Source organism: Halosimplex salinum, from assembly GCF_003730195.1.
Classification (GTDB): domain Archaea; phylum Halobacteriota; class Halobacteria; order Halobacteriales; family Haloarculaceae; genus Halosimplex; species Halosimplex salinum.
In genome coordinates this window covers 54593-80689 of sequence record NZ_QWGG01000012.1, presented here as the reverse complement: position 1 = coordinate 80689, position 26097 = coordinate 54593, and the positions used below count along the sequence as shown (strand labels likewise).

Annotated in this window: 21 protein-coding genes; 9 read left to right on the top strand and 12 right to left on the bottom strand. The window is 69.0% G+C overall.

Annotated elements, in window-relative coordinates; genetic code table 11:
- The first annotated feature begins 35 nt into the window (after window positions 1-35).
- The 3 genes from D1409_RS21590 to D1409_RS21580 all read left to right on the top strand — a co-directional run bounded on the left by D1409_RS21590 (window position 36) and on the right by D1409_RS21580 (window position 1754).
- Window positions 36-611, top strand: a complete 576-nt coding sequence (locus D1409_RS21590; RefSeq protein WP_123539042.1) for an AAA family ATPase — start codon at window positions 36-38, stop codon at window positions 609-611.
- Window positions 612-630: 19 nt separating this feature from the next.
- Window positions 631-1050, top strand: coding sequence for an RNA-binding domain-containing protein (locus D1409_RS21585; RefSeq protein WP_123539041.1), 420 nt, complete (start codon window positions 631-633; stop codon window positions 1048-1050).
- 74 nt (window positions 1051-1124) lie between these two features.
- On the top strand, window positions 1125-1754 hold the full coding sequence (locus D1409_RS21580) for an HAD family hydrolase (RefSeq protein WP_123539040.1): 630 nt from the start codon (window positions 1125-1127) through the stop codon (window positions 1752-1754).
- A 24-nt stretch (window positions 1755-1778) separates the two neighbouring features.
- Here D1409_RS21580 and D1409_RS21575 read toward each other — a convergent pair whose 3' ends face one another.
- Entirely contained in the window at window positions 1779-2882 is a 1104-nt protein-coding gene (locus D1409_RS21575) for a molybdopterin-dependent oxidoreductase (RefSeq protein WP_123539039.1), read from the bottom strand.
- Window positions 2883-3064: 182 nt separating this feature from the next.
- On the opposite strand from D1409_RS21575, the gene D1409_RS21570 reads away from it, so the two are divergent.
- Window positions 3065-3964, top strand: a complete 900-nt coding sequence (locus tag D1409_RS21570; protein WP_123539038.1) for a CBS domain-containing protein — start codon at window positions 3065-3067, stop codon at window positions 3962-3964.
- Between the two features lie 26 nt (window positions 3965-3990).
- Here the strand turns inward: D1409_RS21570 and D1409_RS21565 are convergent, their stop codons facing one another.
- The 3 genes from D1409_RS21565 to D1409_RS21555 all read right to left on the bottom strand — a co-directional run bounded on the left by D1409_RS21565 (window position 3991) and on the right by D1409_RS21555 (window position 8454).
- Window positions 3991-5340 carry an outer membrane protein assembly factor BamB family protein gene (locus D1409_RS21565; RefSeq protein ID WP_123539037.1) on the bottom strand — a complete coding sequence of 450 codons (1350 nt, stop codon included), beginning with the start codon at window positions 5338-5340 and terminating at the stop codon, window positions 3991-3993.
- A gap of 116 nt (window positions 5341-5456) precedes the next feature.
- Window positions 5457-6347 carry a coiled-coil protein gene (locus D1409_RS21560; protein ID WP_123539036.1) on the bottom strand — a complete coding sequence of 297 codons (891 nt, stop codon included), beginning with the start codon at window positions 6345-6347 and terminating at the stop codon, window positions 5457-5459.
- 247 nt (window positions 6348-6594) lie between these two features.
- Window positions 6595-8454, bottom strand: a complete 1860-nt coding sequence (locus tag D1409_RS21555; protein WP_123539035.1) for a glycoside hydrolase family 2 protein — start codon at window positions 8452-8454, stop codon at window positions 6595-6597.
- Between the two features lie 207 nt (window positions 8455-8661).
- Here D1409_RS21555 and D1409_RS24920 point away from each other — a divergent pair, with 207 nt between their 5' ends.
- Both D1409_RS24920 and D1409_RS21550 read left to right on the top strand, forming a co-directional pair.
- A complete protein-coding gene (locus D1409_RS24920; RefSeq protein WP_164471840.1) occupies window positions 8662-8823 on the top strand; it encodes a hypothetical protein in 162 nt (53 codons plus the stop codon).
- A 75-nt stretch (window positions 8824-8898) separates the two neighbouring features.
- Entirely contained in the window at window positions 8899-9360 is a 462-nt protein-coding gene (locus D1409_RS21550; protein WP_123539034.1) for a DUF371 domain-containing protein, read from the top strand.
- Between the two features lie 4 nt (window positions 9361-9364).
- Here D1409_RS21550 and D1409_RS21545 read toward each other — a convergent pair whose 3' ends face one another.
- A complete protein-coding gene (locus tag D1409_RS21545; RefSeq protein ID WP_123539033.1) occupies window positions 9365-10411 on the bottom strand; it encodes a methyltransferase in 1047 nt (348 codons plus the stop codon).
- A 90-nt stretch (window positions 10412-10501) separates the two neighbouring features.
- On the opposite strand from D1409_RS21545, the gene D1409_RS21540 reads away from it, so the two are divergent.
- Window positions 10502-11323 (top strand): endonuclease III domain-containing protein, encoded by an 822-nt coding sequence (locus tag D1409_RS21540; protein WP_123539032.1) that lies wholly within the window; start codon window positions 10502-10504, stop codon window positions 11321-11323.
- A gap of 122 nt (window positions 11324-11445) precedes the next feature.
- Here D1409_RS21540 and D1409_RS21535 read toward each other — a convergent pair whose 3' ends face one another.
- The 4 genes from D1409_RS21535 to D1409_RS21520 all read right to left on the bottom strand — a co-directional run bounded on the left by D1409_RS21535 (window position 11446) and on the right by D1409_RS21520 (window position 17204).
- Window positions 11446-12468: a DUF1616 domain-containing protein gene (locus D1409_RS21535; RefSeq protein WP_123539031.1), complete on the bottom strand. Its 1023-nt coding sequence runs from the start codon at window positions 12466-12468 to the stop codon at window positions 11446-11448.
- Between the two features lie 4 nt (window positions 12469-12472).
- The gene (locus D1409_RS21530) at window positions 12473-14494 is read right to left on the bottom strand and encodes a hypothetical protein (RefSeq protein ID WP_123539030.1); all 2022 of its coding nucleotides are present in this window, start codon (window positions 14492-14494) and stop codon (window positions 12473-12475) included.
- Window positions 14491-15423 carry a glycosyltransferase family 4 protein gene (locus D1409_RS21525; RefSeq protein ID WP_123539029.1) on the bottom strand — a complete coding sequence of 311 codons (933 nt, stop codon included), beginning with the start codon at window positions 15421-15423 and terminating at the stop codon, window positions 14491-14493. Before D1409_RS21525 ends, D1409_RS21530 begins: the two co-directional genes overlap by 4 nt.
- A gap of 356 nt (window positions 15424-15779) precedes the next feature.
- The gene (locus D1409_RS21520; protein WP_123539028.1) at window positions 15780-17204 is read right to left on the bottom strand and encodes an oligosaccharide flippase family protein; all 1425 of its coding nucleotides are present in this window, start codon (window positions 17202-17204) and stop codon (window positions 15780-15782) included.
- A gap of 278 nt (window positions 17205-17482) precedes the next feature.
- On the opposite strand from D1409_RS21520, the gene D1409_RS21515 reads away from it, so the two are divergent.
- Window positions 17483-18799, top strand: coding sequence for a sulfatase family protein (locus D1409_RS21515; protein ID WP_123539027.1), 1317 nt, complete (start codon window positions 17483-17485; stop codon window positions 18797-18799).
- Window positions 18800-18918: 119 nt separating this feature from the next.
- Here D1409_RS21515 and D1409_RS21510 read toward each other — a convergent pair whose 3' ends face one another.
- The 3 genes from D1409_RS21510 to D1409_RS21500 all read right to left on the bottom strand — a co-directional run bounded on the left by D1409_RS21510 (window position 18919) and on the right by D1409_RS21500 (window position 24525).
- The gene (locus tag D1409_RS21510; protein WP_123539026.1) at window positions 18919-20349 is read right to left on the bottom strand and encodes a right-handed parallel beta-helix repeat-containing protein; all 1431 of its coding nucleotides are present in this window, start codon (window positions 20347-20349) and stop codon (window positions 18919-18921) included.
- A gap of 341 nt (window positions 20350-20690) precedes the next feature.
- A complete protein-coding gene (locus D1409_RS21505; RefSeq protein ID WP_123539094.1) occupies window positions 20691-22607 on the bottom strand; it encodes a right-handed parallel beta-helix repeat-containing protein in 1917 nt (638 codons plus the stop codon).
- 400 nt (window positions 22608-23007) lie between these two features.
- Entirely contained in the window at window positions 23008-24525 is a 1518-nt protein-coding gene (locus D1409_RS21500; RefSeq protein ID WP_123539025.1) for a twin-arginine translocation signal domain-containing protein, read from the bottom strand.
- Between the two features lie 274 nt (window positions 24526-24799).
- Here D1409_RS21500 and D1409_RS21495 point away from each other — a divergent pair, with 274 nt between their 5' ends.
- Complete coding sequence (locus tag D1409_RS21495; protein WP_123539024.1) at window positions 24800-26095, top strand: nucleotide sugar dehydrogenase; 1296 nt, start codon at window positions 24800-24802, stop codon at window positions 26093-26095.
- The last annotated feature ends 2 nt before the right edge of the window (window positions 26096-26097 follow it).

The following is a 26097-nucleotide window of genomic DNA, read 5'->3' as shown; positions in this document are numbered from 1 at the left end:
CAGTCCTTATGCGCGGCCTGGCAGTAGGTCCGGCGATGACAGTCATCGGGATCGTCGGATTGCCCGGAAGCGGGAAGAGCGAGGCGGCGGCGGTCGCACGCGAACTGGGCGTCCCCGTCGTGACGATGGGGGACGTGATCCGCCAGGCCTGTCGCGACCGCGGGTTCGACCCCGCCACCCACCACGGCGAGATGGCCCGGACGCTCCGCGAGGAGAACGGCCCGGGCGCCATCGCCGAGGCGTCGCTCCCCATGATCGAGGACCACCTGAGCGACGCCGACACCGTCGTCGTCGACGGCATCCGATCGGACGTCGAGGTCGACCGCTTCGTCGACGCTTTCGGCGACGAGTTCACCCTCGTGGAAGTCCACGCTCCCAGAGCGCTCCGCGCCGAACGTCTCGACCTCCGCGGCCGCGACGCGACCGCAGAGGAAGGCGGCGAGTCCCTCGACGAACGCGACGAGCGCGAGCTCAGCTTCGGCATGGGCGAGGCCATGGAGATGGCCGACGTCACCGTCGCCAACGACGCCTCGCTCGAAGCCTTCCAGAGCACCGTCGAGCGCCTGCTCTCCGACGGTCCCGACGCCATCGCGAACGAGGACGAACGATGACCAGCTACGGAGTCCACCCATGAGCACCGTCTACAGCGTCGACGTACAGATCACCGCACCGGTCAACGACACCGAGGTCACCGACAGAGTCGCCGACGCCGTCACCAACCTGTTTCCCGGCGCCGAGGTCGACCACCAGCACGGCGAGATCGTCGCCACCGCCCACGACATGGAGCACTTCTCCCAGTGTCTCCACCGCCAGGAGATCCTCGACACCGCCCGCGGCGCCTTCTTCGAGAACCTGCAGGGCGACACCTTCTCGTTCGACCTGAAGAAACAGGCCGCCTTCCAGGAAGTCGTGAACTTCGCGGTCGGTGAACCCGACGAACTCGGCGAACTCCACGTCCGCGTGCGCGTGAACGACCCCGACGCGGAGACGTTCATCGACCAGGTCGCCCCACCCACGAGAGAAGGCAAGCCGATCGACCCCGACGAGTAGCGCTCGCTCCCGGTCCGCGCCACTGGCTCTCACTGCTCGGTCACCTTTTTGACGCGGTCCGACCATCGTCGCACATGGCAGCGATCTTCTTCGACGTGGACGGGACGCTCGTCCGCTGGCCGGGCGACTACGGCGACATCCTCGCCGACGCCTTCGAGCGAGCGGACGTCGACCCGGACGCCGACTGGCTGACTCACTACGACGAACGCTTCTTCCACCACTTCGGCGAGTTCGTCGAGGACCCCTATTACCGCGCGTTCGCGGACGTGTGTGACCGATTCGAGACCGACGCCGACCCCCGAACACTTTCGGACGCACTGGTCACCGCGGAGTTCGAGGCGGTCGAACCGGTCCCCGGCGTCGAGACCGTCGTCGAGAAACTCGCGGACGACCACACGCTCGGGGTCCTGACCAACGGCGTCCCGGAAGTCCAGTTCGGCAAGGTCGAACAGATCGGACTGCTCGACCGCTTCGACGCCAGAGTCGCCTCACACGACCCCGATATCGGCGCGACGAAGCCCGACCGGGACATCTACGAGGCGGCGAAGGATCGCGTGGACGCGGAGACGTACGTGATGGTCGGCGACGACCGCGAGCCGGACGTCGACGGCGCCCGGGAGCACGGCTTCGAGACGGTCCACGTCGACGCGGCGACCGAGGACCTCAGCGCGCCGGACTTCCGAACCCTGGCGACGTTGCTCTGACGCCGGAGCGGCTGCCGACGTACCTCAGCCGTCCACGCCGCTGACGAAGACGGCGAGCGCCTCGCCCACCTCGCGACGCCGGGTGACGCGCACGGACTCGACCCACTTCACCCACTGGAAGCCGCGGCGGCCGGGCGCCACCAGTCGCATCGGCGCGCCGTGGCCGTGGGTGAGGGGGTCGCCGTCGACGTGGGTCGCCAGCAGCGCGTCCCCGGCCTCGTCGAGCGGGAGGCTCCATCGATAGCCGGTCACCGAGCGGAACTGCACCCACCTCGCCCCAGACTCGGGGCCCGCAGTGTCGAGCAGGTCGCCGACGCGGACGCCCTGCCAGTCGTGCTCGGAGTACCAGCCGCTGGTGCAGTCGAGCAGGGCCCGTTCCTCGTCGCCGGTCGGACGGGTTTCGTCGCCGACGGGACCGGATTCCTCCCCGAACACCGCGTCGGCGCCCAGCGAGAACGACTCCTCGACTCGCCCGTCGACGGTCAGCGACCACGCGTCCCGGTCGACGGGGTCGGGGTCGTCCGCGACCCAGGACGTGACCGGGAAACGGTTCCCCTCGTCGCTCCCCTCCTCGCGTGAACCAGTGAACCGACGCTCCGCGCCCGCGGTGTCGAACAGGTCGTTCGCGGTCTCCTGTGCCCGCCAGACGACCGCGCCCGACCCGACGAGCGCGGCGTACCGGAGCGCGTTCCGGCGGTCCGTCACCGACCGTCGCGTCGGGAGCGCGAACCGCTGTCGGAGGTGGACGACGAGCAAGAGCGGGACCAGCAGGCCCAGCCCGATGTGGAGGTTCAGCAGTCCCCACGGGCCGAGGTCGAGACTGCCGCCGACCACCCACCAGACGCCGGTCGCCAGCGCCGCAGTCGCCACGACGCCCAGCAAGCCAGACACGAGGCGCGTCGGGTCCAGCGCCCCGGGCCTCAGTCGGTGTCGAACCCGCCGGAGCTTCCAGGCCAGCAGGACGACCGTCGCCAGCCCCGCGACGGCGTGGACGTCGAACACCCACGCGCCAGCCGGCCGGCCGGAGACGAGACTCACGGCACCCGTCGCGAGCAAGAGGACGACCGCCGCCAGCAGGGAGGCGTCGACCACCCGTGGCGGCGGTTCGAGTTCCGGCAGTCGGCCCATCGTCCGCCGTTAGGGCTCGACGGGCTTGACTGACAGGGTCGAGAGGACGCGTCGGGACCGTTCGCTACGGTGTAGGCGCGAATCGCCCGGTCGCGCTGTCGGCCGCTGGATCGAGGTATCCCGAATCCACTCGCCTGTAGCGACAGTATTCTCAAGGGGCGTCCGATCGAACGGCCGACACGATGCTCCGCCCACCGCGCGTCACGGAACTCATGGACGAGACAGTCGAGACGGTCCCGCCGGACGCGGACGCCACGACCGCGGTCGACAAACTCGACGTCCCAGGTATCGAGTCGGTCGTGGTCGTTGAGGACGACTCGGTCGTCGGTATCCTCACCGAATCCGACGCGGTGCGGATGCTGGTCCGGGACTGCGACCCCGCGGCGCTCTCGGTCGCCGACGTGATGTCCAGCCCGGTCCACACGGCGTCGACCGACGAGTCGATCGTCGCGGCCGCCCGCCGACTCCGGTCCTACGGGATCGAGGCGCTTCCAGTCGTCGACGACGACGACACGCTCGTCGGCATCGTCACGACGACCCGCCTCTCGAACCACCTCCCGCACGTCCGCCGCCCGGAACCGGACGCCGACGGCGGCGACGACCTCGTCCGCGAGACCGAACGCGCCGACACCGCCTACGAGAAGGCCGACTGGGAGTTCGAGTACGTCGGCCACGAGTCCCACATCGACGTCGGCGACGTGGTCCGCTTCTCGAAACCGCTCGACGAGGACGAGGTCGGCGCGTTCGCCGACGCGAGCGGCGACACGAACCGACTCCACCTCGACGACGAGTACGCCCGCGGGACGCGCTTCGGCCGACGGATCGTCCACGGGACTCTCGTCGCCGGCGTCGTCAGCGCCGCGCTGGCCCGTCTCCCTGGCCTCGTCGTCTACCTCTCACAGGAGGTCAGCTACCTCGGCCCGGTCGACATCGGCGACCGCGTCACCGCCGAGTGCGAGGTGGTCGAGAAACTCGACGAGGACCGCTACCGGCTCACGACGACCGTCAGCGACGCCGACGACGAGACCGTCATCGACGGCGAAGCGGTCGTCCTCGCCGACCCTATCCCCGAGACCGCCTGACCGAACCCGACGTATCTGCACTCCCCTCATTCGCCGTCGGTCTCGAGCGCGTACACCCGTCCACCGTCCGTCCCGACGAAGACGCGGCCGCCGAGGACCGCGGGCGAACTCCGCACGGCGTCGCCGGGCTCGAACCGCCAGTGCTCACTCCCGTCGCCAGCGTCCAGCGCCAGCACCGCGCCGGCGTCGCTCCCGACGTAGACTGCACCGCCGGCCACGGCTGGCGAAGCGGTGACGGCACCGCCCGCGTCGACCCGCCAGCGCTCCGTCCCGTCCGCCGAATCGAGCGCCAGCACCGTCCCCGAGTCGGTCCCGACGTACACCGTCTCGTCCGTGACGGCCGGCGAGGAGAAGACGGGTGCCGCCGTCTCGACGTGCCAGCGCTCCGTCCCGTCGAGCGAGTCGACGGCGAAGACGCCGCTCGGGACCCCGCCGGCGTAGACGACGCCGCCAGCGACTGTCGGCCCCGACCACGTGCGCGTCTCCCCCAGTCCCTCGTAGCGCCAGCGCTCCGAGCCGTCCGCCGCGTCGAGCGCGGTCAGCCGACCGGCGTAACTCCCGGCGAACACCCGCCCGCCGGCGACCGCGACCGGCGCGACGACACCGAGGAACCCGCCCACGTCGACCGCCCACCGCTCGCCCCCCTCCGCCGTCTCGACGGCGTACACGAACCCGTCGGTCCCACCGACGTACGCCGTCTCGTCGGCGAGAACGGGCCCGCTTCGAATCGCCGCAGCCCCCGGCCCGTCGGACTCCGTCCCGACCCCGAACGACCACTGCTCGCCGCCGTCGGCGACGTCCAGCGCGACCAGTCGCCCGCTCTCGTCGCCGCAGTAGACCCGCCCGTCTCCGACCGTCGGCGTCGCTCGCACCTCGGCGCTCGCCTCGTACCGCCAGCGTTCCTCCCCCGTCGCTTCGTCGACCGCGACGAGCGTCCCCGCCTTGCTGCCGGCGTACGCGACGCCCTCGGCGACTGTCACCGACCCGCGGATCTCCCCGCCGAGGTCGACTGACCACGCCGGTTCGACTGGGCCGTCCGGGCCGACGGCGTCCGGCCGCCAGCCCGTGCGCGCGTCGTTCGCCTGGAGCGTCCGCCACCCGTCGGCCGGCGCGGGTGTCCCCACCGAAACCGTCTGCTCCGGTCCACCCACACCCTCTGCCGTCGATGCGTCGTCTGTCGCCGTGGGGGGCGGCGACCGGGACGGAACCGGTTCCGCCGTCCCCGTCGCCGTGTCGAGTGGCACCGGCGTGACGCTGGACTCGCCGCTCGACGGGTCGTCGAACAGCGAGCATCCGGCGAGCCCTCCGGCGCCGACGAGGAGCCCGCTCCGCAGGACTGCCCGCCGGGAACAGCACCGGTCCGCCCCCCGATCCATGTCCGAGTTCTCACCGCGCGCGGCCAAAAAGCACGGGGGCGCTCGCCGTGGCGCGGGGCGTTCGGAAGAGCGGCGCCGCTACGCGACGAGGAAAACCGCAGAAAGCGTCGCAGAACTTACAGCAGGCCGGTCTTCTGGAGCTTCATGAGGTCCTCGGTGTCGAGGGTCTCGCCCTCCTTGAACTTCTGGTAGATCTCCTCGGCCTCCTCGCGGGCGGCCTCTTCCTTCTCCTGGCGCGCCTCGCGCTCCTCCTCTTCTTCCTTCTTGTCCAGCTCGCGCAGGCGCTTCTGGACGCGCACGAAGTCCTCGTGGTGCTGGTCGGCCGCTTCCTGGGCCTCCACGAACTTCTCGTGCATCTCGTCGGCCTCGTCGCGGATGTCGTCGGCCTCGCGGTAGGCCTCGATCATCTGGTTGTGGTGCTCCTGGGCCTCGTCGGCGAGCTCCGTCACCTTCTGGTGGTGCTTGGAGGCTTCAGAGCGGATCTCCTCGGCTTCCTCCTTGACGGCTTCGAGGTCGCCGCCCTCGTTGAGCTTCTCCTGTTTCTCGGCGAGCTTCTCGCGCTTCTCCTCGATCTCCTCGATGAGTTCGCGCTCGTCCTCGGCCGAGAGAACCTCGGTCTGCTGTTTGAACTCGAGGTCCTCGATCTCCTCTTCGAGCTGCTCGATGTCCTTGCCCTCGTCGAGTTCGAGGTCGTCTCGCTTGTCCTCGACCTCGTCGAAGAGCTCGTTGGCCTCCGCGTTGAGCTCGTTTCGTTTCTCCTTGTGCTCCTGGACCTGCTGGTTGAGCTCGTCGCGCTTCTCGCGGTGCTCCTGGGCCTCGTCGACCTTCTCGCGCGTCTTCGCGTTGAGGTCGTCTCGGCTGGACGCCCGCTCGGACGCCATCTGGTTGAGCTCGTTTCGTCGGTCTCGAAGCTGCCCGGCGAGCTTGATGAGCTCGCCTTTGGATTTGTTCTCGAGATCGTCGTCTGTTACCGCTACGTTCTTGGATTCGTCTATCGAGTCTGCCATAATTGTACCTCTATGCCATACCCGCTCCGGCGAGAGACAGGCCCACCGCTACGGAGTGGCTGACGCCGACAACAAGGGTGTCCTGTCATGCTGGTCGAAGTGCGATACAGCCTGAACGCCGGAGACGTTCTGGTACCAGACACTTGTGGGTCCCCTTGTTTAAATATTCCGATGAGCCGTGTGCCTCTCTCACACCCCGACGTGGCCGAGAACGCCACGTCAGACACTACCACACGGTAGCCCGTCCTTATAAACGGTACTCGTTCTCGACGCTCGCGTCGCCGACCCGCAGGGTGAGATCCACCGAATCGGCGGATTTCGGCACCGAGACGGTCTCGACCGCGCTCCGGGCACCGGCGTCGACGGTCACGTCTATCTCGCCCCCCTCCCCGCCCGCGGCCCAGGTGACCGTCCCGGAGATGGATTCGGGCGCGTCGTTGGCCACGACGACGTCGCACTCGCCGGGCGAGGCGCCGACCAGGAACGCCTGGACCGGCTCGAACGCCGTCGCGAGGCTGTCGACCGCCGCTTTGGGGGAGCCGTCGCGGGCGTAGACGCCCATCCCCGCGTCGCCGGCGTCACGGAGCGCACTGGCGACGACGACCGACGAGCCGTCGGTCCGCAGTCGCTCCGCGATCCCGCGGACGAGTTCGGCCTGGTACGCCTGCGAGGCCTCGGGGTCGTCGCTCCCGACCACCGCGTCGTGTTTCGCCGCGTCGAACCCGGCCAGGTCCACGTCGTCGTCCGGGTCCACGCCGTCCGGGAGCGCGCCCGCGCCGAACTCCCCGACCACGCCGCCCAGGTCGTAGCGCTCGCGCACCCAGTCGAGGTCCTCGACGCCGCCGTAGTCCCAGCCCGGGTACAGCGCCGCGGCGTCGGGGTCGGTCCCCGGCTCGCCGACGACGGTGTAGACGGCCACCCCGTCCGGGACCGCCTCCCCGACCTCCTCGGCGGGCCCCCAGTCGTAGTCGCTCCGCCAGACCCGATACCGGAAGCGCAGCCGGTCGACCAGCCCTGACCCGACGCGGTCGGCGAACGTCGCCGTCGGCTCGTCGTGGACGCCCACTGCCGCGAGGCTCGGGTGATGCGCGTCGGTCCGAACCAGTCGCTCGGCGAGGTCCTGGCCGCGCGCGATGTCGAAGACGCCCGGCCCGGTCAGCGGAAGGTCCTGCCAGACGAGGAGTCCCGCTTCGTCGCAGGCCTCGTACACCGCCTCGGGCATCGCGTGTGCGTGAGCGCGCACGAGGTTCGCGTTCACCTCGACGGCCCGCTCGACGTCGGCGACCGTCGCGTCCTGGAGCGCGATGCCCCGGACGGGTACGTCCTCGCCGTTCACGCGGAGGCCGCCCTCGTCGGTCTGTTCGACGGTCGCGATGCCGGTCGTCGCCGTCCGAACGGCGTCGTCCAGTTTCGCGCGCACCTCGTAGCGGTGCTGGGCGCCCAGCTCTCGGGGCCACCACAGCGACGGGTCGCGTATCTCGATGGCGTGTTCGGCGACGGCCCGCTCGCCCGCCCCGGCGGAGACGCTCGCCCGGTCCATCATCCCGCGGCCGCGTCGCTCGCCCGCGGGTTTCGTCGTCAGCGTGAGCCGGTCGTCCAGCGGCTCCGTCGTGTACACCTCGACCGCCGCGTCGACGACCGCCCCGTCGTCGGTCACTCGCGGCGTCAGGTCGACGTCCACGACGAACGGGTCCGGGTGGGCCGTCACGTCGACGCCCCACCAGATCCCCGGCACCGACTCGCGCTCGGGGATCCGGTCGGTCGCGTGGATCCCCCCGAAGCGGTCCTCGGGCGCCCGGCACTCGACGACGAGTTCGTTCTCGTCGGCGGGTTCGAACGGTACCTCGACCGGTTCGAACACCGCGTCGGACTCGGCAACGAGTTCGTCGTTCAGCCAGACGTCGGCGTCGGCGTACAGTCCGCGGAGTTCCAGCAGGGCCAGCGCGTCGTCGGGACCGCGCGGGTCCTCGAAGACGGTCCGGTAGGCGACCCGGTCCTCGCCGGCGAACTCGGCCGGGCGCCCGGGCACTTCGACGTCGTGCCACTCTCTGGGCGCGGGCTTGCCGCCGTCTGGGTCGACCGCCGCACCGCTCCACTCACTCGGCATACCAACGTCCGCGTTCCCTGATGGTATATCCTTTACGTCGGACGGTCGAGGACGACCCGGCACCGGAGCGACCGGTGCCCGATCGGCCGCTTTACTTCCGCTCTCGTAACCGCTGTACGTGAGGTGTCGCCCCACCGCAGTCCTGCGGTTACACTTTCACTCAGGGTACTGCTCGCATTGATATGTGAGCGGGTCGAACGACGAGATATGTTGAGCGAGATCGTGTGCCGGTGCGAAGCGGCGAACTGCTCGCGGAAGCTCACCGACGGCTCGTGCATGCTCGTCTTCCGCACCGAGGCCGGCGAGCGACGCGCCTACGAGTGCGACTGCGGTCACGTCACCGTCACCGTCGCCGCCCCGGACGAGTGAGCAGACGGTCGCGCCGCCGCGCGACCGCCCGCCGGACTTCGACTCCCTGAAGTAGCGGCGTCCGAACGCTTCCACATGACCGACGACGCCGCGACGGACGAGGAGTCCGACGACGCCCTCGTCGAGGTCGTTCGCGCGCACGGCCACGAGAACGTCACCGCCGAGCACGTCAGTACACTCGAGTTCACCAGCGACGACTTCCTCACGCCCGCCGGCGACTGTATCCTCGCCATCGAGGCCGACCGTGTCCCCGCTGACTTCTCCGACGCGTTTCTCGACGCCTGTCAGGCCCACGGCGCGACCGTCACCGCGACCATCGAGGCCGACGACCACGTCCACGAGGTGACCGGTCGCGGCCACCCGGGCTTCTCCTTCGAGAACGAGCGCAGTCACGTGATCCGCACGAGCGACTACGTGGACGACCGGACCGTGATGGTCGGCGCGGACGGCGCGGCCGCAGACGTCGATAGGGATCTGGTCGACGCGCTGGCCGACGGCGCCGACGCGACGCTCACTCTCCGGGTCGACCCCGCGTGAGGCCTTACTCGCGAGTCGCCTGCAGCAGTTCGCTCCCGGGGTCGCGCCGCAGGCCCGTGCGCTCGACCGCGCCGAACCCGGCGGCGCGGAGCCAGTCGGCGACCGCGTCGGCGTCGTGGACGCCGCGGCCGAGCGTCGCCCGATAGGTGAGCGAGACGAGTGCGACCGCCGCGCGACCGACGTTCATCCGCCCGCCGCCCCGGAACTGGTCGAGGACGACGACGCGGCCGCCGGGCGCGAGCGCGTCGTGGACTCGCTCGAACAGCGCCCGCACCTCCGCCTCGTCGTGCCCGTGCAGGACGTTGAACAGCAGGACCGCGTCGTAGCCCTCGCCGATGTCGTCGGTGCGGTAGTCGCCGCCCCGCGTCTCCATCCGGTCGGCCAGGCCGCGGTCGCCGATCTCGGTCTCGGCCACCGCCAGCGCGTCGGGATGGTCGAAGACGACCGCCGACAGTCCCGGGTTCCGTTCGCAGAGTTCGACCGCGTAGCGGCCGTGGCCGCCGCCCAGATCGAGGAGCGTCGTCGCCCCACCCGGGAGATCGACCTCGTCGACGACGGGATCGGCGAGCAGCGTCGCGACCGCGCGGAACCCGCGCTGGGCGGTCGGCCACAGGTCCGGGTCGTCGTTCAGCCACTCGTAGAGCGTCAGCGGCGGCCCGCCCTCGCGGACCGCCGTCTCCAGATACTCGTTCCAGAACGGGAAGACCACGTCCCGCCAGAACGTGAACCACGGCGCGAGGTTCGCCGCCCCGTCGTCGGTGAGCCACCGCTCCGTCGTCGCCGCCCGGACGAACGCGCCGCCGTCTCGCTCGACGTATCCGTTCGCCGCGAGTACCCGGAGCAGGTCGCCCAGCGCCGCCGGGTCCGCGTCGATTTCGGCGGCGAGTTCCCCCACCGACCGCGGTCGGTCGAGCGTCGCGAACACGTCCAGATCGTGAGCCAGCGCCACGGCGTAGAAGCTCCCCGCGTCGAGTACGTCGACGATCGCCGACGGCGCCCTGTCGAACCGGTATATCGCGAGTCGTTCGACGACGTTCGGCTGTACCGGCATCCGTCACACTGCGCCCGGACCGGCCATAGACGTTCCGGCCGGTGCGAACAGAACTGTGCCGTTATGTGGGTTCGGTCCCGCACTCCCGGTATGAGCGAAGACGCGGACCCGGAACCCGACCGCAACATCAGCGGCGGCGACGCCGGTGGCGGTGAGGCGGCGGCTTTCGAACCGGGCGAGGCCGACAGTCGCGCCGAGGCCGTCGTCGACCGACTCGGCGAGATGTACTGGCAGAAAGCCTACGGCGGCCGGGACGGCTTCGAGTGTCTCGTCCGCACGATTCTGAGCCAGAACACCTCCGACGTGGCGAGCCAGCCCGCACACGACGCGCTGATGGACCGGTACGGTGAGCCCGACGCCGACCTCGCGGAGTCACTCGCCGACGCCGACCAGCAGCGACTCGCCGAGACCATCTCCTCGGCGGGGCTGTACAACACGAAGTCCGAACGCATCGTCGCGCTCGCGGAGCGGATCTGCGAGGAGTACGGCGGTGCCGCGGGCTTCGACGAGTTCGTCAAGACGGGCGACCCCGACGAGGTTCGGGCCGCACTGCTCGACATGAACGGCGTCGGTCCCAAGACTGCCGATTGCGTCCTCCTCTTCTCCGGCGGCCGCGGCGGGGTCTTCCCCGTCGACACGCACGTCCACCGGATCGCACGGCGGATGGGCCTCGCCCCCGCCGACGCCGACCACGAGGGCGTCCGCGAGGCGCTGGAGGGGGCGGTCCCGGCCGAGAAGTGCGGCTTCGGCCACACCGCGATGATCCAGTTCGGTCGCGAGTACTGTTCCGCGCGCAAGCCGGCGTGTCTCGACGACCCCGAGGCGTGCCCGCTCGCTGACCTGTGTGACCAGGTCGGCGTGACGCCGGCGACCGGCGAGGTCGTCGACCCGGCCGACGCCGTCGAGAACTGAGGGAGCGGAGCGCGTCGACGGAATCTGAAAAGCCGCGCGTCGGCGGTGGATGGAGAGAAGAGCGTCAGCGGAAAACGGAGAGCCGCGTGTCAGCGGAGCGTCGAGGGGTTCGAAGCGGCGACCTATTCGCCGGCTTCGTCCTCGTCCGGTTCGGTGGGCGGGTCGTCGTACCAGACCTGGAGGCTCCGGTAGGCCGAGTCCTCGGACGGGACCGAGGGCGCGTCGCCGCGGTAGAGGTAGACCCGCAGCCGTTCGGCGTCCTCGCCGTCCGACGGGTCCGGTTCGTATTCGAGGCGCTCGGTCGCGCCGTCGGCGAGTGTCGTCCGCAGGCGGTCGCGTTCGACCGCGTCCTGGACGACGAGAGCCCCGTCCTCGCGGGTGACCGTCTCGCGGACGAGGACGACGGTGTAGTCCCGCCGCTCGCCCTCCGAGTTCGCCAGTTCGAAGTAGAGCGACCCGCCGGCGTCGACGGTGTCGACGTAGTTGCCGGTGACGTACTCGCCGGAGCCGTTGTCGGTCAGTGCGGCGAACTCCGTGTACTGTTCGCCGGGGCCGTTGGCGACGGTGTCGCTCGTGGCGAGGACGGCCGTCGCGCCGACGGCGCTCGCGACGAACACGACCCCGAGGAAGAACGTCACCGAGAGCCGCGGGCGGGCGGCACCGGCGACTGCCCGCCACGGGACCGACGGGCTGTACCGGAGATGCGCGGGCACGGCCAGCCGGCGGTAGCCCGCGACCGCGGCGGCGACGACGGTCACCGCGGTGATCCCGACCAGCAACGGGACCGCGCGGATTCCCCACGGGCTGAAGTTGATCGCGAGCGCGACGCCCGCGACGACCGCGACGCTCGCGACGACCGAGAGCCCGTACCGAACGGGCGTGCTGATCGTGTCGACCGGCGCGCCGCGACTCGGTGTCGACGCCGCACGGGGGCGACTCGGGTCGGCGCGAGCGGTCCCGCGCGGATACAGCGCGGCGACGACCGCGTAGCCGGGCGCCAGCAGGAGTACCGGCAGGCCCAGCGCGAGTCGGAGCGCCGGCAGGTCGACGGCCAGTGCGACGACGACGTCGAAGGCGACGACCAGCGCGACGACGACCGCGAGGTCGACGAGGCTGCGTCGCCCGGTGTCTGTTTCGAAGCTCATGGTATCAGGCCCCCGAACGCGTGCAGAGTTCCGCGTCCTGGTTCTGGTAGACGACGTTGCTCGACTCCGGACAGATCTGGTCGCGTGAGACCTGCCGGGTCACGACGACCCCTTTCTCGATCGTGAACTGGGGCGCTCCCGAGGACTGGTAGTCCCGGTAGACGACCCGGTCGTAGGGCGGGTCCGTCCCGTCCACCCTGGTGAGATTTATCGTCGCTCCGAAGAACGCGCCGCTGCTCTCGAACGCCGTCCGGTAGGGGTGGTCCGTGAAGAGCGCGTCCTCGCTCCCCGGCGTCGTCTCGCCGATGGTCCCCATCGCGGCGATCTCCGACTCCGTGTAGGAGTACTTGGGCCACTGCTCGTCGAACGTCGGGTCGTCGAGGGTCGCCTTCTTGCCGGCGACCATCGCGAAGGGGAACACGAGCACGAGGACCACCAGCAGGGCGGCCACGGCGCGCGTCGAGAACTCCAGTCCGACGTAACGCAGACCGGCGGCGCCGACGACGGCCATCAGCGCGTAGGCGAAGGCGTACCACCGGCCGGGGAGGAAGGTTCGGATCCCGAACAGCGGCAGGCCCAGCGAGAAGAACAGCATGACCGCGATGGCGACGACGACCGTGTGTGAGGCCTGGGGCGACCGGTGGCGACGGACGAGCGCGAAGCTCCCGACCAGCGCGGCGAACAGCAACACGAGGAAGCCGACCGCGTCGATGTAGCCGGCCAGCTGTGCGGTGACCGCCTGGGTGCCGCCGGCGGCCGCGGCTCCGCCGCTCTCCTCGGGGACGAGGTTGAGGAACCCGGCGGACCGCTGGACGGTCAGCCAGAACAGCGCGACGATCCGCGGGAGGAACCGTTCGCCACTCCAGGGCGTGATCGCCCAGAGCGCGCCCGTGAACACGAGGTGGAAGGCGAAGACGCCGTGGAGCGGGACCGTGTCCGCGAGCGTGCGGGACGCGCCGTCGGTTATCGGGTCGCCCGATTCGCTGCCGTCGCGAGTGGGAGCGGTCAGGTTGCCGCTGGTGGTGCGGTGGTCGGCCGGGATCGCCCAGTCGACGTGGCCGACGAGCACCTGCGCGACGACCGCCGACCCCATGAACACGAGCGAGACGAACGCGGACACCTGGTGGGTAAGCGACACCGCGACGATGAAGCCACAGAGCATCGCCCAGTCCGCTCGCGTCGTCTCGGCGTGGAGCAGTCGCGTCACCGAGAACACGACCCCGAGGAAGAAGACGAGCCCGAGGCTCGTCGGGATGACGTGCATCCCCCAGCGGATGGCCTGGTCGGTCATCGCGAACGCTCCCGTCGCGAACAGCGCCCACCGCAGGTCGACGAAGTAGCGCGCCGTCCCGTACACGAGCAACACCCCGAAGACGAGGACGCTCCCGAGCACGAGATACAGGCTCAGCCGTAGCGGGACGCCCAGCAGTTCCGTCCCGACGACGTTCGTCAGGTGGTGGAACGGCGCGAAGTAGTACTTCACGTCCGAGATGGGCGCCAGCGACCCCGCCTCGAGCACGGGCGCCGCGTACTGGGTGACGTGCGTCCAGCTGTCGACGCCGATGAACCCCGGCGTCGTGAACAGCCCGGCGAACCTGACCACGAACGCGTGGGCCAGTATCTGGACCAGCACGAGCCGCTCGTCCAGCGCCTCGTCGGAGAGGAAGACGATCTGCAGGAGGATGAACGCGCCGACCGCGCCGGCCAGCAGGATCACCAGGAGCGTCCGCGTGCCGGCCAGCGCCGCCGCGGTCGCGACCGCGACCAGTCCGATACCGGTCAGTTCGGCGGCGGCGACGCCGCTCCCGCCGACGGTCAACCGGTCCCGGCTCGCGGACGTCTCCCGACGGGTCGAATACAGGTACACCGCACAGGCGGCCACGAGGACAGGCGGGACCGTCTGAACGTACGCCTCCGAGGAGAGCACTGCCAGCGGGAGCAGGCCGACCCCGATGACGAGGCCGACCGCGGCCATCAGGACGTCGAGGCGACCACTCCGGAGCCAGGCCGTTGGGTGGACGTTCATGCGGCGGTCACCCCCCTGTCGAGGGCCCTGTCGTAGACGCCGAGGAGCCCCTCGCCCATCCGTTCGAGTCCGAACTCTCGCGCTCGCTCGCGGCCGTTCGGGGCCTCGGTCGACGTGAGCACCGACGCGAGCGCGTCGGCGAGCCCCTCGTCGGTATCGCTGACGTGCGAGCAGTCGGCGCCGTCGAGCAGGTCCGGCACGTCGCCGACGGGCGTCGCCACGACCGGCAGGTTACAGGAGAGCGCCTCCTTGACCGCGTTGGGCGACCCCTCGCGCTCCGAGGGGAGGAGCATCGCGTCGGCGGCGTTCATGTACGTCGGCACGCGCTCGTGTGGCACGCCAGACACCGCGTGGAGTTCGACGCCGTCCGCAACCCGCTCGCGCGTCCGGTCGACCACGCGCTCGGCGCGTGGGTAGTTCTTCTCCGCGCGCGACGGGTCGTAGGGGAAGAGGACGTGCTTCGCGTCCGGGTCCCAGCCGACCTCGGCGACCGCCTCGTCACGGGGCGCCGGGGCGAACCGGTCGGTGTCGATCCCGTGCGGGACGACCGCGCAGTCGCGGTCGAGATCCGCCGCCATCTCCTCGGACATGACGACGACTTCGTCCGCGAACCGGGCGCACTGCTGGCTGACGGTCCCGTAGGGGCCGAGCAGGTCCGATCCCCACAGCGAGAGGACGACCGGCCTGATCGGCTGTGCCAGCGCCGCGGGCGCGGTCAGTCCGTAGTTCGCGTGGACCAGGTCGAAGTCGGGGCCCATCGACGCCTCGAGGACCCGGCCGTAGAACCGGACGTAGTCCGCGAGCGAGCGGTCGCGGGTCCCGCCCGGTACCGGGACGACCGTACACGACACTCCGTTGCGTTCGAGAACCTCGACCTGCTGTTCGAAAAACGGTCTGCGAGACGTGACCAGTTGAAGCGTTCGGACCATCTATCGGAACACCGACCGTAGCCACCGGCTCGCGACGCCGGCCGACGCGAGTCGCCGATGTATGCGTTTGTTCCGGCCGCCCGGATGGTTCGAACCCCTCAAACACGGTCTACATTCGTGCCCGTTCACACCCCTATCCACCCCGCATGCTCCTATTGTAATGATCTGACTACGGGCGCCGATCACCGGGACTAACCGCGCGCCCGCACGAGCGGATACCTGTTCTCAGGCTCGAAGACGTGGAATAGGCCGTATACCACGGCTGAGGCGAGCGCGAACCGTGCCTCGATCGGAGAGCAGTCGACCGCTCGCGGTACGGACTGACTCCGCGCTCGCGGCACGGACTGACACCGCGCTCACGGCGACGAGCCGGTGACGTCCTCGATGGCGCCCCACATCTCCAGCCGGATCCCGTCGTTGGCGAGCAACAGCGCGAGGTAGATGGCCACGCCGGCGGTGACGCCGATGGCGACGCGCTGCCACCCCGTCGGGAGGTAGGGGCGGAGCGCGGCGACGGCGACGGCCATGAGGGTCGCCGACGCGACGCTCCAGGCGATCCGCCGCCAGGGAACGATGATGTCGACGAACCGGTTGACGTAGTTGATCGCGACGATGGCGGCCGTCGCGGCGCTCAGCGTGGTCGCGACGGCGGCCCCGATGATCCCGAACTGTGGGATGAGCGCGACGTTCAACACGAGGTTCGAGACGATGGCCGCGACGCTCCCGCGATAGCCCAGCGTCGGTTTGTCCATCGCGAACAGCGACGGTCCGAGGACGAGCTGGACGGAGCGGAGGATCTTCTCGGTCATGAAGACGATCAGGACCGGGTACGCCACGACCACGTCGGCGCCGAACAGCGTCCCGAGCACCTCCCGCCCGAGCACCACCGCCCCGGCGAACGCGGGGATCGTCATGTACAGCGGGATCTGGAGCCACTGCTCGAAGGCCGACTCGATCTCCCCGAGTTCGTTGTCGGCGTGCCACTGGGAGATCTTGGGGAACAGCGACGTGCGGATCGCCTCGGTGAGCATCATCGCCACCGACGCGACGCGCCAGGCGATCTCGTAGGCGCCGACCATCGACACGGGGACGAACAGCCGGAGGATCGCCACGTCCATCCACTGGTAGACGAAGCCGCCGACGTTGCCGATAAACACGTAGCGGCCGAAGTCGACGAGGCTCCGCGCCCTGCTCACGGTCGGCCGGCTCACCGCCAGGTCCAGTCGGACGAGCGCGCCGAGGATCGTCGCGAATCGACCCAGGATGAACGCCGCGATGATCGCCATCGCGCCCCACCCGAGGGAGATCAGGACGGCCCCGCTGACCACCCAGGTGACCTTGCCGATCACTTTCAGCAGCGCGTTCTGGTCGACCCGGAGCTGTCCCGCGAGCAGGCGGAGCGACAGCCCGCGCCCCTGTGCGACCAGCAGTCCGAGGACGACGAGCGGGACGACACCGTCGACGCCGACGTACTGCTCGACGTACGGCGCGGCAAGGAACAGGGCGACCACCCACGGGAGCAAGAGTACCACCTTGACGAGGGCGGCGGTGGTCATCACCTCCCCGTGCGGTTCGTCCGCGGAGAGCTGTTTCTCGGTGGCCTTGGAGATCCCCACGTCGATCGGGATGCCGAGCATCCCCACGACCGCCTGGAAGACGAAAAAGGAGCCCATCGCGCCCGCGCCGAGCGCCTGCGTGAAGCCGGCGATCGCACCGAACTCGATGAGCGCGAGAACGATACTCCCCGAGAACAGTTTGAGGACCGAGTCTCTCAGATTCATGCTCTCAGCACGTCGGGCGACTCCGCTCGGTCGGTCGCGCGGCGAGCGGTGCTCGGCGAGTGTCGGACCGGCCCGGAGGGACCGCTCGCCGGACCGGCGTCGGCCCGTCGGCCCCGTCTCGGCGGTGCGAGCCGGTCGGGACGGTCCCGTGTGCGTCGGTCATCAGTTCCCAGTTCCGGGCACCGCCCTGTTGTTAAATACCTGTTACCGCTTGGAAACCGTCGCCTTACCGGTGTTACGGGCGACATAGCTAATGGCGAGAGCGCGGACGCCCCGGTATGGCGACAGACCGCCCCAACGTGCTGTTCGTCTGCATCGACGCACTGCGCAGCGACTTCGCGCTGGGGGAGTACGGCAGCGAGAAACCCTTCTTCGAGTTCTTCGAGCGGGAGGGCACCGTCTTCGACACGACGGTCGCGGCGGCCTCGTCGACGACGCCCTGCGTCGCGAGCTACATGACCGGCACTTACCCGCCCGACCACGGCGTCCTCTCCCTGCGCGACTTCACGCTCGACCGCGAGACCGAGACGCTCGCCGAGGTGTTCGACGCCGCCGGCTACGCGACCCGCGCCGACGTGACCGGCCCCATCACCGCCGACACCGGCCTCGACACCGGCTTCGACAGCTACGACTACCGGCGGCGCGACGAGACCGTGTACACCGACTGGTTCGAGGAGTTCAAGCGCGACGTCGCGGACAGCGACGAGCCGTGGTTCCAGTACCTCCACCTCTGGGAGGCCCACGTCCACCGCGACCTCCCGCCGGACGCGACCGACGACGAGATCGAGTACGACGCGAGCGTCCGCGGCGTCGCCGAGAAACTCGAGGAACTGCTCGAGATCCTCGACCTCTCTGAGACCGTCGTCGCGGTGACCGGCGACCACGGCGAGAGCATCCACGACGGGACCCTCCGCCACCGCGCGTCCGTGGTCGGGTTCAACCAGGTCCCGATCCCCCTCACCGGCAAGCGAACCAGGCACGTCCGAAAGGACGTTTACGACCGGTATCTCGAACCGAGAGGGATCGAGCTCGAGGACTACTACAACTCCCTGCGCCGCTTCAGCGCCGTCGACTTCCCGAACGCCTTCCACCGCGTCGGCCACAGCTACCACGTCTACGACTTCCTGACGCGAGTGCCGTTCGTCCTCGCCGGCCCCGGCGTGCCCGCGGGGCGGCGCGTCGGCGACCAGGTCAGACAGGTCGACGTCTTCCCGACCCTCCTGTCTGCCGCCGGTCTCGACGCCTCCGACGACGTGTCCGGGCAGGACCTCCTCGACGGTCCCATCGAACACCGTCCCGCGTACCTCCGCGGCGTCGGCTCCGAACAGGACCGGGGTCGATGGCTCGACGGCGTCCGCTACGACGGCTGGAAGTTCGTGAAGGGGCGCGACCGGAACCTGCGACAGCTGTTCGACCTCGAAGCCGACCCCGAGGAGTTACACAACGTGATCGACGACCACCCCGACGTGGTCGAGCGTCTGGAGGGGATGGTCGACGAGCACGTCGCTCGCGAGGGGCGGACCGACGGCGACGACATCTCCGCCGAGGCCGAAGAGCGGATGACCAGTCGCCTCGAAGAGCTCGGATACCTCTGAACGCGAGTGGCGTCGAACGGCAGAAGATCGGGGAGAAAGGTGTGCTTACTGCGCCGATTTCGGTTACTGCTCCGATTTTGGTTACCGCGCCGGTTCTCGGTTACCGCGTCGGTTCTCGGTTACCGCGGGCAGCCGATATCGGCCGCCGGTTCGTCCTCGCCGTAGTGGTTGTTCCGGTGTTTCAGGTTCGTGAACTCGCTCACGTGGGGCTGGATGATCGCCTCCGGCCCGCGGCCGGGCGACGGGCGCGCCGTGCTGTAGAACCAGTTGTTGTGGATGTCCGCGATGTTGTCCGGAACCCCGCGGATGCTGATGTGGGAGTCGGGGTTCTTGTCGGAGTTGACGTGCGTCGTCGGCGGGAAGGTGTTGTGGTGGATCTTCAGCGTCGTCGCGCCGGGGCGGTGGGTGCCGACCTGGTACGCGACGGCCTCCTCGCCGAAGTGGTTGTAGCGGACCTCGTAGCCCGCGGTCCCCTCGTTGGCGACCGAGTGACGGTTGTAGTTGAACTGGTTGTACTCGACGAGCGTGCCGCCGCCCGCGTAGCACATGATCCCGTAGCCGAGGCCGTCCATCGGGTTGGAGTGGACGTTCGAGTGGTGCAGGTGGACCGAACTGTGGGCTTTGACCCCCGCGTGGTTGAACCCGGAGATCTCCGCGTTGTCGATCTCGACGCCCGACCCGCGGACGATCACCCCGCTGTGGACCGGCTTGCTGTACTCGCGGTACTCGGTGGTCGGCCCGGAGATGCGAACGCCGGCGACGCGAACGTCGTCGCGAGCGGTCAGCGCGCCCTCCCACTCGATCTCGCTGGCCAGGATCTCCCCGCCGGCGGCGCCGTCGATGCCCCGGTCGGAGGCGAGCGTCACGCCCGACGGGATCGTCAGCTCACGCGACCCGATGTCGATGGTCGCGTCGCCCGCGACGTACACGACGTCGCCGCTCGACGCGGAGTCCAGCGCGTCGACGAGTTCGCCGACCGACGAGACGACGACCGTCGCGTCGGACTCGGGTACTACGCTCGGATAGCCCTCTCCGCCGCCGAGTAACTCGCTCGCGACCGGGATCGACTCCTCGACCCCTCCGCTCGCGACCTCGGACGTCGCGACCGTGATCCCGTCGACTCGCACCTCGAACGCCCCCTCGGTCGGCGAGAGGCCGTCGATCTGGCCCTCGTAGGTGTACGTGTCTCGCCCGCGTCCCCTGACCATCCCCGTCGCGGTCCACGTGCCGTCGTCGTTCTCGGTCACCGAGTCCTTGCCTTCGGTGGCACCGACGACCGGGTCGAGGCGTCCGGTCGCGGTGATCTCGTAGTCCACTTGCTCCGACCCCGTGCTGACGACTTCGATCCGGCGCGGTTCGCCACTGGCGCTCGACTGTTCCTCGCTCGACTGCGCCCGGACGCCCTTCGCGAGCAACGGGACGGCCGCGGCCCCCGCGGCGGCGGTGAGGAACGAACGGCGGTCGAGCGCACCTGTGCGGCCCGGTAAGCTGCGGTTACGGTCGTTTTGCGTGTCGTCGTCGGCAGTTTCGCTCCGGTAACCTGATGCCATACTCGCGGTAAGCCAGTGCTTCCGAATTAAGGCTATCTGCCGCTGCGATGCGGGGTGGCGGCGTTCCCTCGCGCCTTGCCAACCGGATGCCGGCGTTTGGTTGCGTGTTGTCCAGTCGTTCCGTAGGAAGGTCCTACTCAACGCGGCCGCGGAGCGGGGAGCGCGCCCGAGTCGACGGCGTGGAAACCGCGGACAGTGACCGGCGAGTAGGGGCGAGAAACTCGCGGATCGGGGACGGAAACCCGGTCTTACTACGCGTGCGCGAGAGAAAGAAAGGTCACGAACCGAAACGCGGCGTGCATGTCAGACAGTGTGACGAGTCTCGGAAGCGAGACCTCGCGTCAGGGACAGCCGATGTCCGAAGACGAGGGCTCGTCGGAGCCGTAGTGGTTGTTCCGATGCTCGAGGTTCGTGAACTCGTCCACGTGGGGCTGGATGACCGACTCGGTCCCACGGCCGGGCGACGGGCGCTTCGGGTTGTAGAACCAGTTGTTGTAGATGTCGGCCACGTCGTCCGGGACCCCGCGGATGCTGATGTGGGACTCGGGGTCCTCGCCCGAGTTGAGGTGTTTCGTGGGGACGAACGTGTTGTGGTGGATCTTCAGCGTCGTCGCGCCGGGCCGGTGGGTGCCGACCTGGTAGGCGATCGCCTTCCCCTCGAACATGTTGTAGCGGACCTCGTAGCCGGCGGTCCCCTCGTTGGCGACCGAGTGGCGGTTGAAGTTGAAGCGGTTGTACTCGATGAGGGTGTTCTGCCCGCCGTAACACATGATCCCGTAGCCCAGGCCGTCCATCGAGTTCGAGTGGACGTGGGAGTGGTGGATGTGGGCCGACGCGTTGAGCTTGAGCGCGGCGTGGTTGAACCCGGAGGCCTCCACGTTGTCGATCTCGACGCCCGAACCGTTGACCGTCAGTCCGCTGGAGACCGGCTTGCTGTAGTCGACGTAGCTGGTGAGCGGGCCGGTGATCCGCAGGCCGGTCACGCGCGCGTTCCTGTTCGCGGCCATCATGTGCGAGTAGTCGATCACGTCGGTCTTGATCTCACCGCCGGGGGCGCCGTCGATGCCCCGGTCGGAGGCGAGCGTCACGCCCGCGGGGACCGTCAGTCGACTGCTCCCCGTCACCGAGGAGGCGTCGATGGTCGCGTCGCCCGCGACGTACACGACGTCGCCGCTCGACGCGGATCCCAGCGCGCTCAGCAGTTCGCTGAGCGAAGACACCACGACGTCGGCGTCCGAACGCGGGACCGTGTTCTCGTACCCCTCGCCGCCGCCGAGCACGTGGTCCGACTCCGTGCTCTGGGTCTGGACCGTCCCTTCGTACTGGCTGAGGTCGACCGCTTCGCCGTCGATACGGAGCTCGACGAAGTCCTCGACGGGACCGAACGAGACGAGGTCGCCCACGAAGTAGTAGGCGTCGCCGTAGCCGTTGCCGGTGTAGCCGTCGGCGGTCCACGTGCCGTCGTCGTTCTGCGTGACGCTGTCGTTGCCGCTCGCGGAGTTCCGACCGTTGTCGGTGTCTTTCGTGATCTCGCCGGTAGTCGTGAACTCGTAGTCCAGCTCGGAGGGGTCCTGCGTCGTCAGCACCTCGATGTGCCGGGGTTCGGGCTCGAACTGGCCAAGGTCGACCACTTCGCCGTCGATCCGGATCTCGACGAAGTCCTCGACGGGACCGAAGCTCAGGATGTCTCCTTCGAAGTAGTAGGCGTCGCCGTAGCCGTTGCCGGTGTAGCCGTCGGCGGTCCACGTGCCGTCGTCGTTCTGCGTGACGCTGTCGTTGCCGCTCGCGGAGTTCCGACCGTTGTCGGTGTCTTTCGTGATCTCGCCGGTAGTCGTGAACTCGTAGTCCAGCTCGGAGGGGTCCTGCGTCGTCAGCACCTCGATGTGATGACGCGAGTCCTGGACGAGTTCGTCGACGGTGACCGCCTCGCCGTCGAGGAAGAGGTCGAACGAGCCCTGGCCGGTGAACTCGACGATGCGGCCCTCGACCGTGTAGGCGTCGCCGAACCCGTTGCCCGTCTTCCCCGTCGCGGTCCACGTGCCGTCGTCGTTCTGCGTGACGCCGTCGTTCCCTTCCGAGGAGTTCCTGCCGTTGTCCGCGTCCGGCGTGATCTCGCCGGTGGCCGTGAACTCGTAGGTCACGCTGAGGGTCCCGACCTCGCTGGTCGACTCCGTCGAGACGATCTCGAGGTGGCGTGTCGACGGGGCGGCGGCGGCGCTCTTTGCGAGCACCGGTATCGCCGCGGCGGCGCCCGTCATCTTGAGGAACGAACGGCGACCGAAGCTGCGTCGGCCCGCCGGTAGTCGCCCGTTACGGCGAGTAGGTTCGTTCTTACTGTCCGGTTCGTTCTGGTTACCGTTCACCATATCCCGGTTAAGCCATATCTACCGCTATAAGGCTACTTGCAGGTGAGATACCCGATTACGGCGGTTTGTGCGGGATTTGCTGTGGATGCTCCCCGGTTAGTTGCGTCGTACTGCGAGGTCGGCCACGCTTACTCGTCAGTTGCCGCCTGCTGTACCGGAGGCGCGCGCCACCTGCACGCCGAACGCACGCCGTCGTGGAACCGCTGAACGTCCGCCAGTAATGGCTCGTTTCTCGTCGACTACCGCGAGTAAGCGTACCTTACGACCGGTTTCGGGCCGGATCGGCGGCGACTCAGTCTGGGGGGTCGTATCGGTCCGGCGGGGCGGGGGACCTCGCGTCCTCGGCGTCGAAAGGGTTCTCGATGGTGAGGTTGACCCGATCGACGCTGGCGTTGTGCGTCCTGATCGCCTGACCGGTCACCCGGATCGTCGAGTCGGCGACCAGGCAGTCCTCCGAGTCGGTGAAGACGATCCCCTCTCTGTCGGACCCGGACTGTTCGATCCGACAGTTCCGGAACTTCGTCCCGTGACGGTCGGCGATGTCGGCGGCCGCGCCGCCCGTGGCCTTCCCGGTGATCGTCACGTTGTCGAACAGGAGCGGCTCCTCCGTCCCGCCGTTGCTCGAGTCGGTCGCGTCGATCGCGTCGAACCCGTCGCAGTCGACGCTGATCTCCGTGTCGCGGATCGTCGACGAGCCGTGCTCCGGGTGATAGGAGATCGCGCCGAACCCCATACCGGCGTTCTCGCCGATCTCGATCGTGCAGTTCTCGACCAGCTGGTTGCCCCGTGCGCGCAGTCGGATCCCCCGGACGTTCAGGGTGCGCTCCGTGGGGCTCGGGGGCACCTTGTCGACGCGGACGGTCACGTTCTTGACCGTCGAGCCGGTCGAACCGATGCGGACGTTCGCGATATTGTTGTTCACGAACTCCCCGCCACGGACGTGGACGACCCCGTTGGAACCACGGTAGCCGACCGTGTCGCGACCCGGCGAGGAGGCGTACAGTCCGTTGTTCGGGAAGTTCGCTATCTCGCAGTCGCGAAACGTCAGCGTGCCGGCGTGTTCCTTGCCGACGAAGATGCCGACACCGTTCCCGCCTTCGTGCCCGCCGTCGCGGGCGATCACCCGCTCTACGAGCCCCTCGCTGGACTCGTCGCGCACGTCGAACCGAAAGCCGACGTGTTTGTTCTCTCTGTTCCAGTCCGGGAGCTTCCCGTGGATCCGGAGGTCCCTGGCGACGAAGTCGCCGTGGGCCAGCAGCCGGATCACCGCGCCGTACCCCCGTTCCGTGTAGTCGAGGTCCAGCCCTTCGAGGAGCAGATCCGACGCATCTCTGAAACGGACGAGGTGGTCCATCTCCTTGCCGGGTATTGCCGGGGTGATCACGGTGTCGTCCTCCGGCAGCGAGACGAACCCGAAGTTCGAGTATCCCTCGAGGTCGAGAGACCCCATCGAGTACCGACCGGTCGGGAAGTAGAGCAGGGTGTCGTCGGCTATCGCGTCGGTGACCAGGTCGTCGATCGGTTCCGCTCCGTCGAGGTCGGCCCCCTCGTCGGCGAGGTCGACGATCGACCCGAACCGGTCCCCGTACCGTTCGACGATCTCCGGGACCGGCGTCGCGGTCGCCGTGGACGTCGGCGTCGCGCTCGGCGCGGACGTGGGCGTCGCGGTATCGGTCGGTTCCGACGTTTCAGTCGGCGGCCGTGTCGTCTCTTCGACGTCGTCCGACTGACACCCAGCGACACCGGCCCCTAGCGCTGTGAGGGCCGTTCCCCTGAGGAATTTTCGTCGTGACTGCTCGTCGGAAGGCATTCATCGGATCATAGGTAGACTCCCAGTTTGTAATGTCACTGTTACCGACCCGTAACGGCTTCCTGAAAGCGGGCGCGCCGACGACGCTCCGACCGAGACGGGGCGCCCTGCGTCACCGAAATCACCACGAGACGCCGATATAGGCACCTGATTCGAACGGCGGAGACGGCCTCGAACGCCCCCCGTTCGGGCAGGAGTCGGTCGTCGACCCGGCGAACGGCCCATAACGAGCCGATAACAATACCCGTCCCGGGAGTCCGCTGGGTCGAGTGACATGAAGGTCTCAGTGTTCGGTCTCGGCTACGTGGGCTGTGTGATGACTGCCTGTCTGGCACGCCACGACCACGAGGTCGTCGGCGTCGACGTGAACCCGGAGAAGGTCAAGACGGTGAACCGCGGCGAGTCGCCAGTGGAGGAGACGGGCGTCGGGTCGGCCATCGAGGCGGGCGCGGACTCGGGGCGCGTCTCCGCGACGACTGACGCGGCGGAGGCGGTCGCGGAGACGGAGATCTCCTTCCTGACCGTCGGGACGCCGCTCGACGACACCGGTCAGTTGAGCACGACGAACCTGTACAACGTGCTCGACTCGGTCGCGGACCCGATCGACGAGAAGGGGAGCCACACCATCGTCGTGCGAAGCACGGTCCCGCCGGGGACGACCCGGAACCTGCGTGACTACCTCGCGGAGAAGACCGCCGCGGACACGACGGTCGACTTCGCGGTGAACCCGGAGTTCCTGCGCGAGGGGACGGCCATGTCGGACTTCTTCGACCCGCCGTACGTCGTCGTCGGGAGCTTCGAGGACGACGACGCGGGGACGGTCCTCGACCTCTACCGGACGCTCGAGGTCGACGCGGACGTCCGGGTCGTCGCGCCCGAGCAGGCCGAGGCCCTGAAGATGGTCAACAACGCCTTCCACGCGATGAAGATCTGTTTCGCCAACGAGGTGGGGAGCATCGCCTCGGCCGCGGGCGTCGACGGGCGGGGACTCATGGACCTCGTCCAGGCCGACGAGAAGCTCAACGTCTCCGCGCAGTACCTCGACCCCGGCTTCGCCTTCGGCGGGTCGTGTCTGCCGAAGGACTCGCGGGCCATCGCGACCATCGCCGAGGACAGCGGCGTGTCGGCGCCGCTGCTGTCGAGCATCCCCGAGAGCAACGAGCACCACATCGACCGGGTGCGCGAGCGCATCGAGTCGCTCGACCCCACGACGGTCGGCGTCGTCGGCATCGCGTTCAAGTCCGACACGGCCGACACGCGCAACAGCCCCGGTCTCCGCCTCGCCCGGGCGCTCGACACGGAGGTCCGCTTCTACGCCGACGACATCGACCCCTCCGACGCGGTCGGTGCGAACCGCGAGTACCTCGACCGGACGACGGACGACCTCGCGGCCCAGCTCGAGGACGACCCCGACGCGTTCGTCGACGGCGTCGACGTGATCGTGTTCACGAACGACTGCGAGCGACCGGAGCTCGTCGCGCGCCTCGACGACACCCCCGTCTGCGACCCGATCGGGACCGTCCGCGAACTCGAAGACGAGGTGCCCGAGTACCACTCGGTCAGCTGGTAACC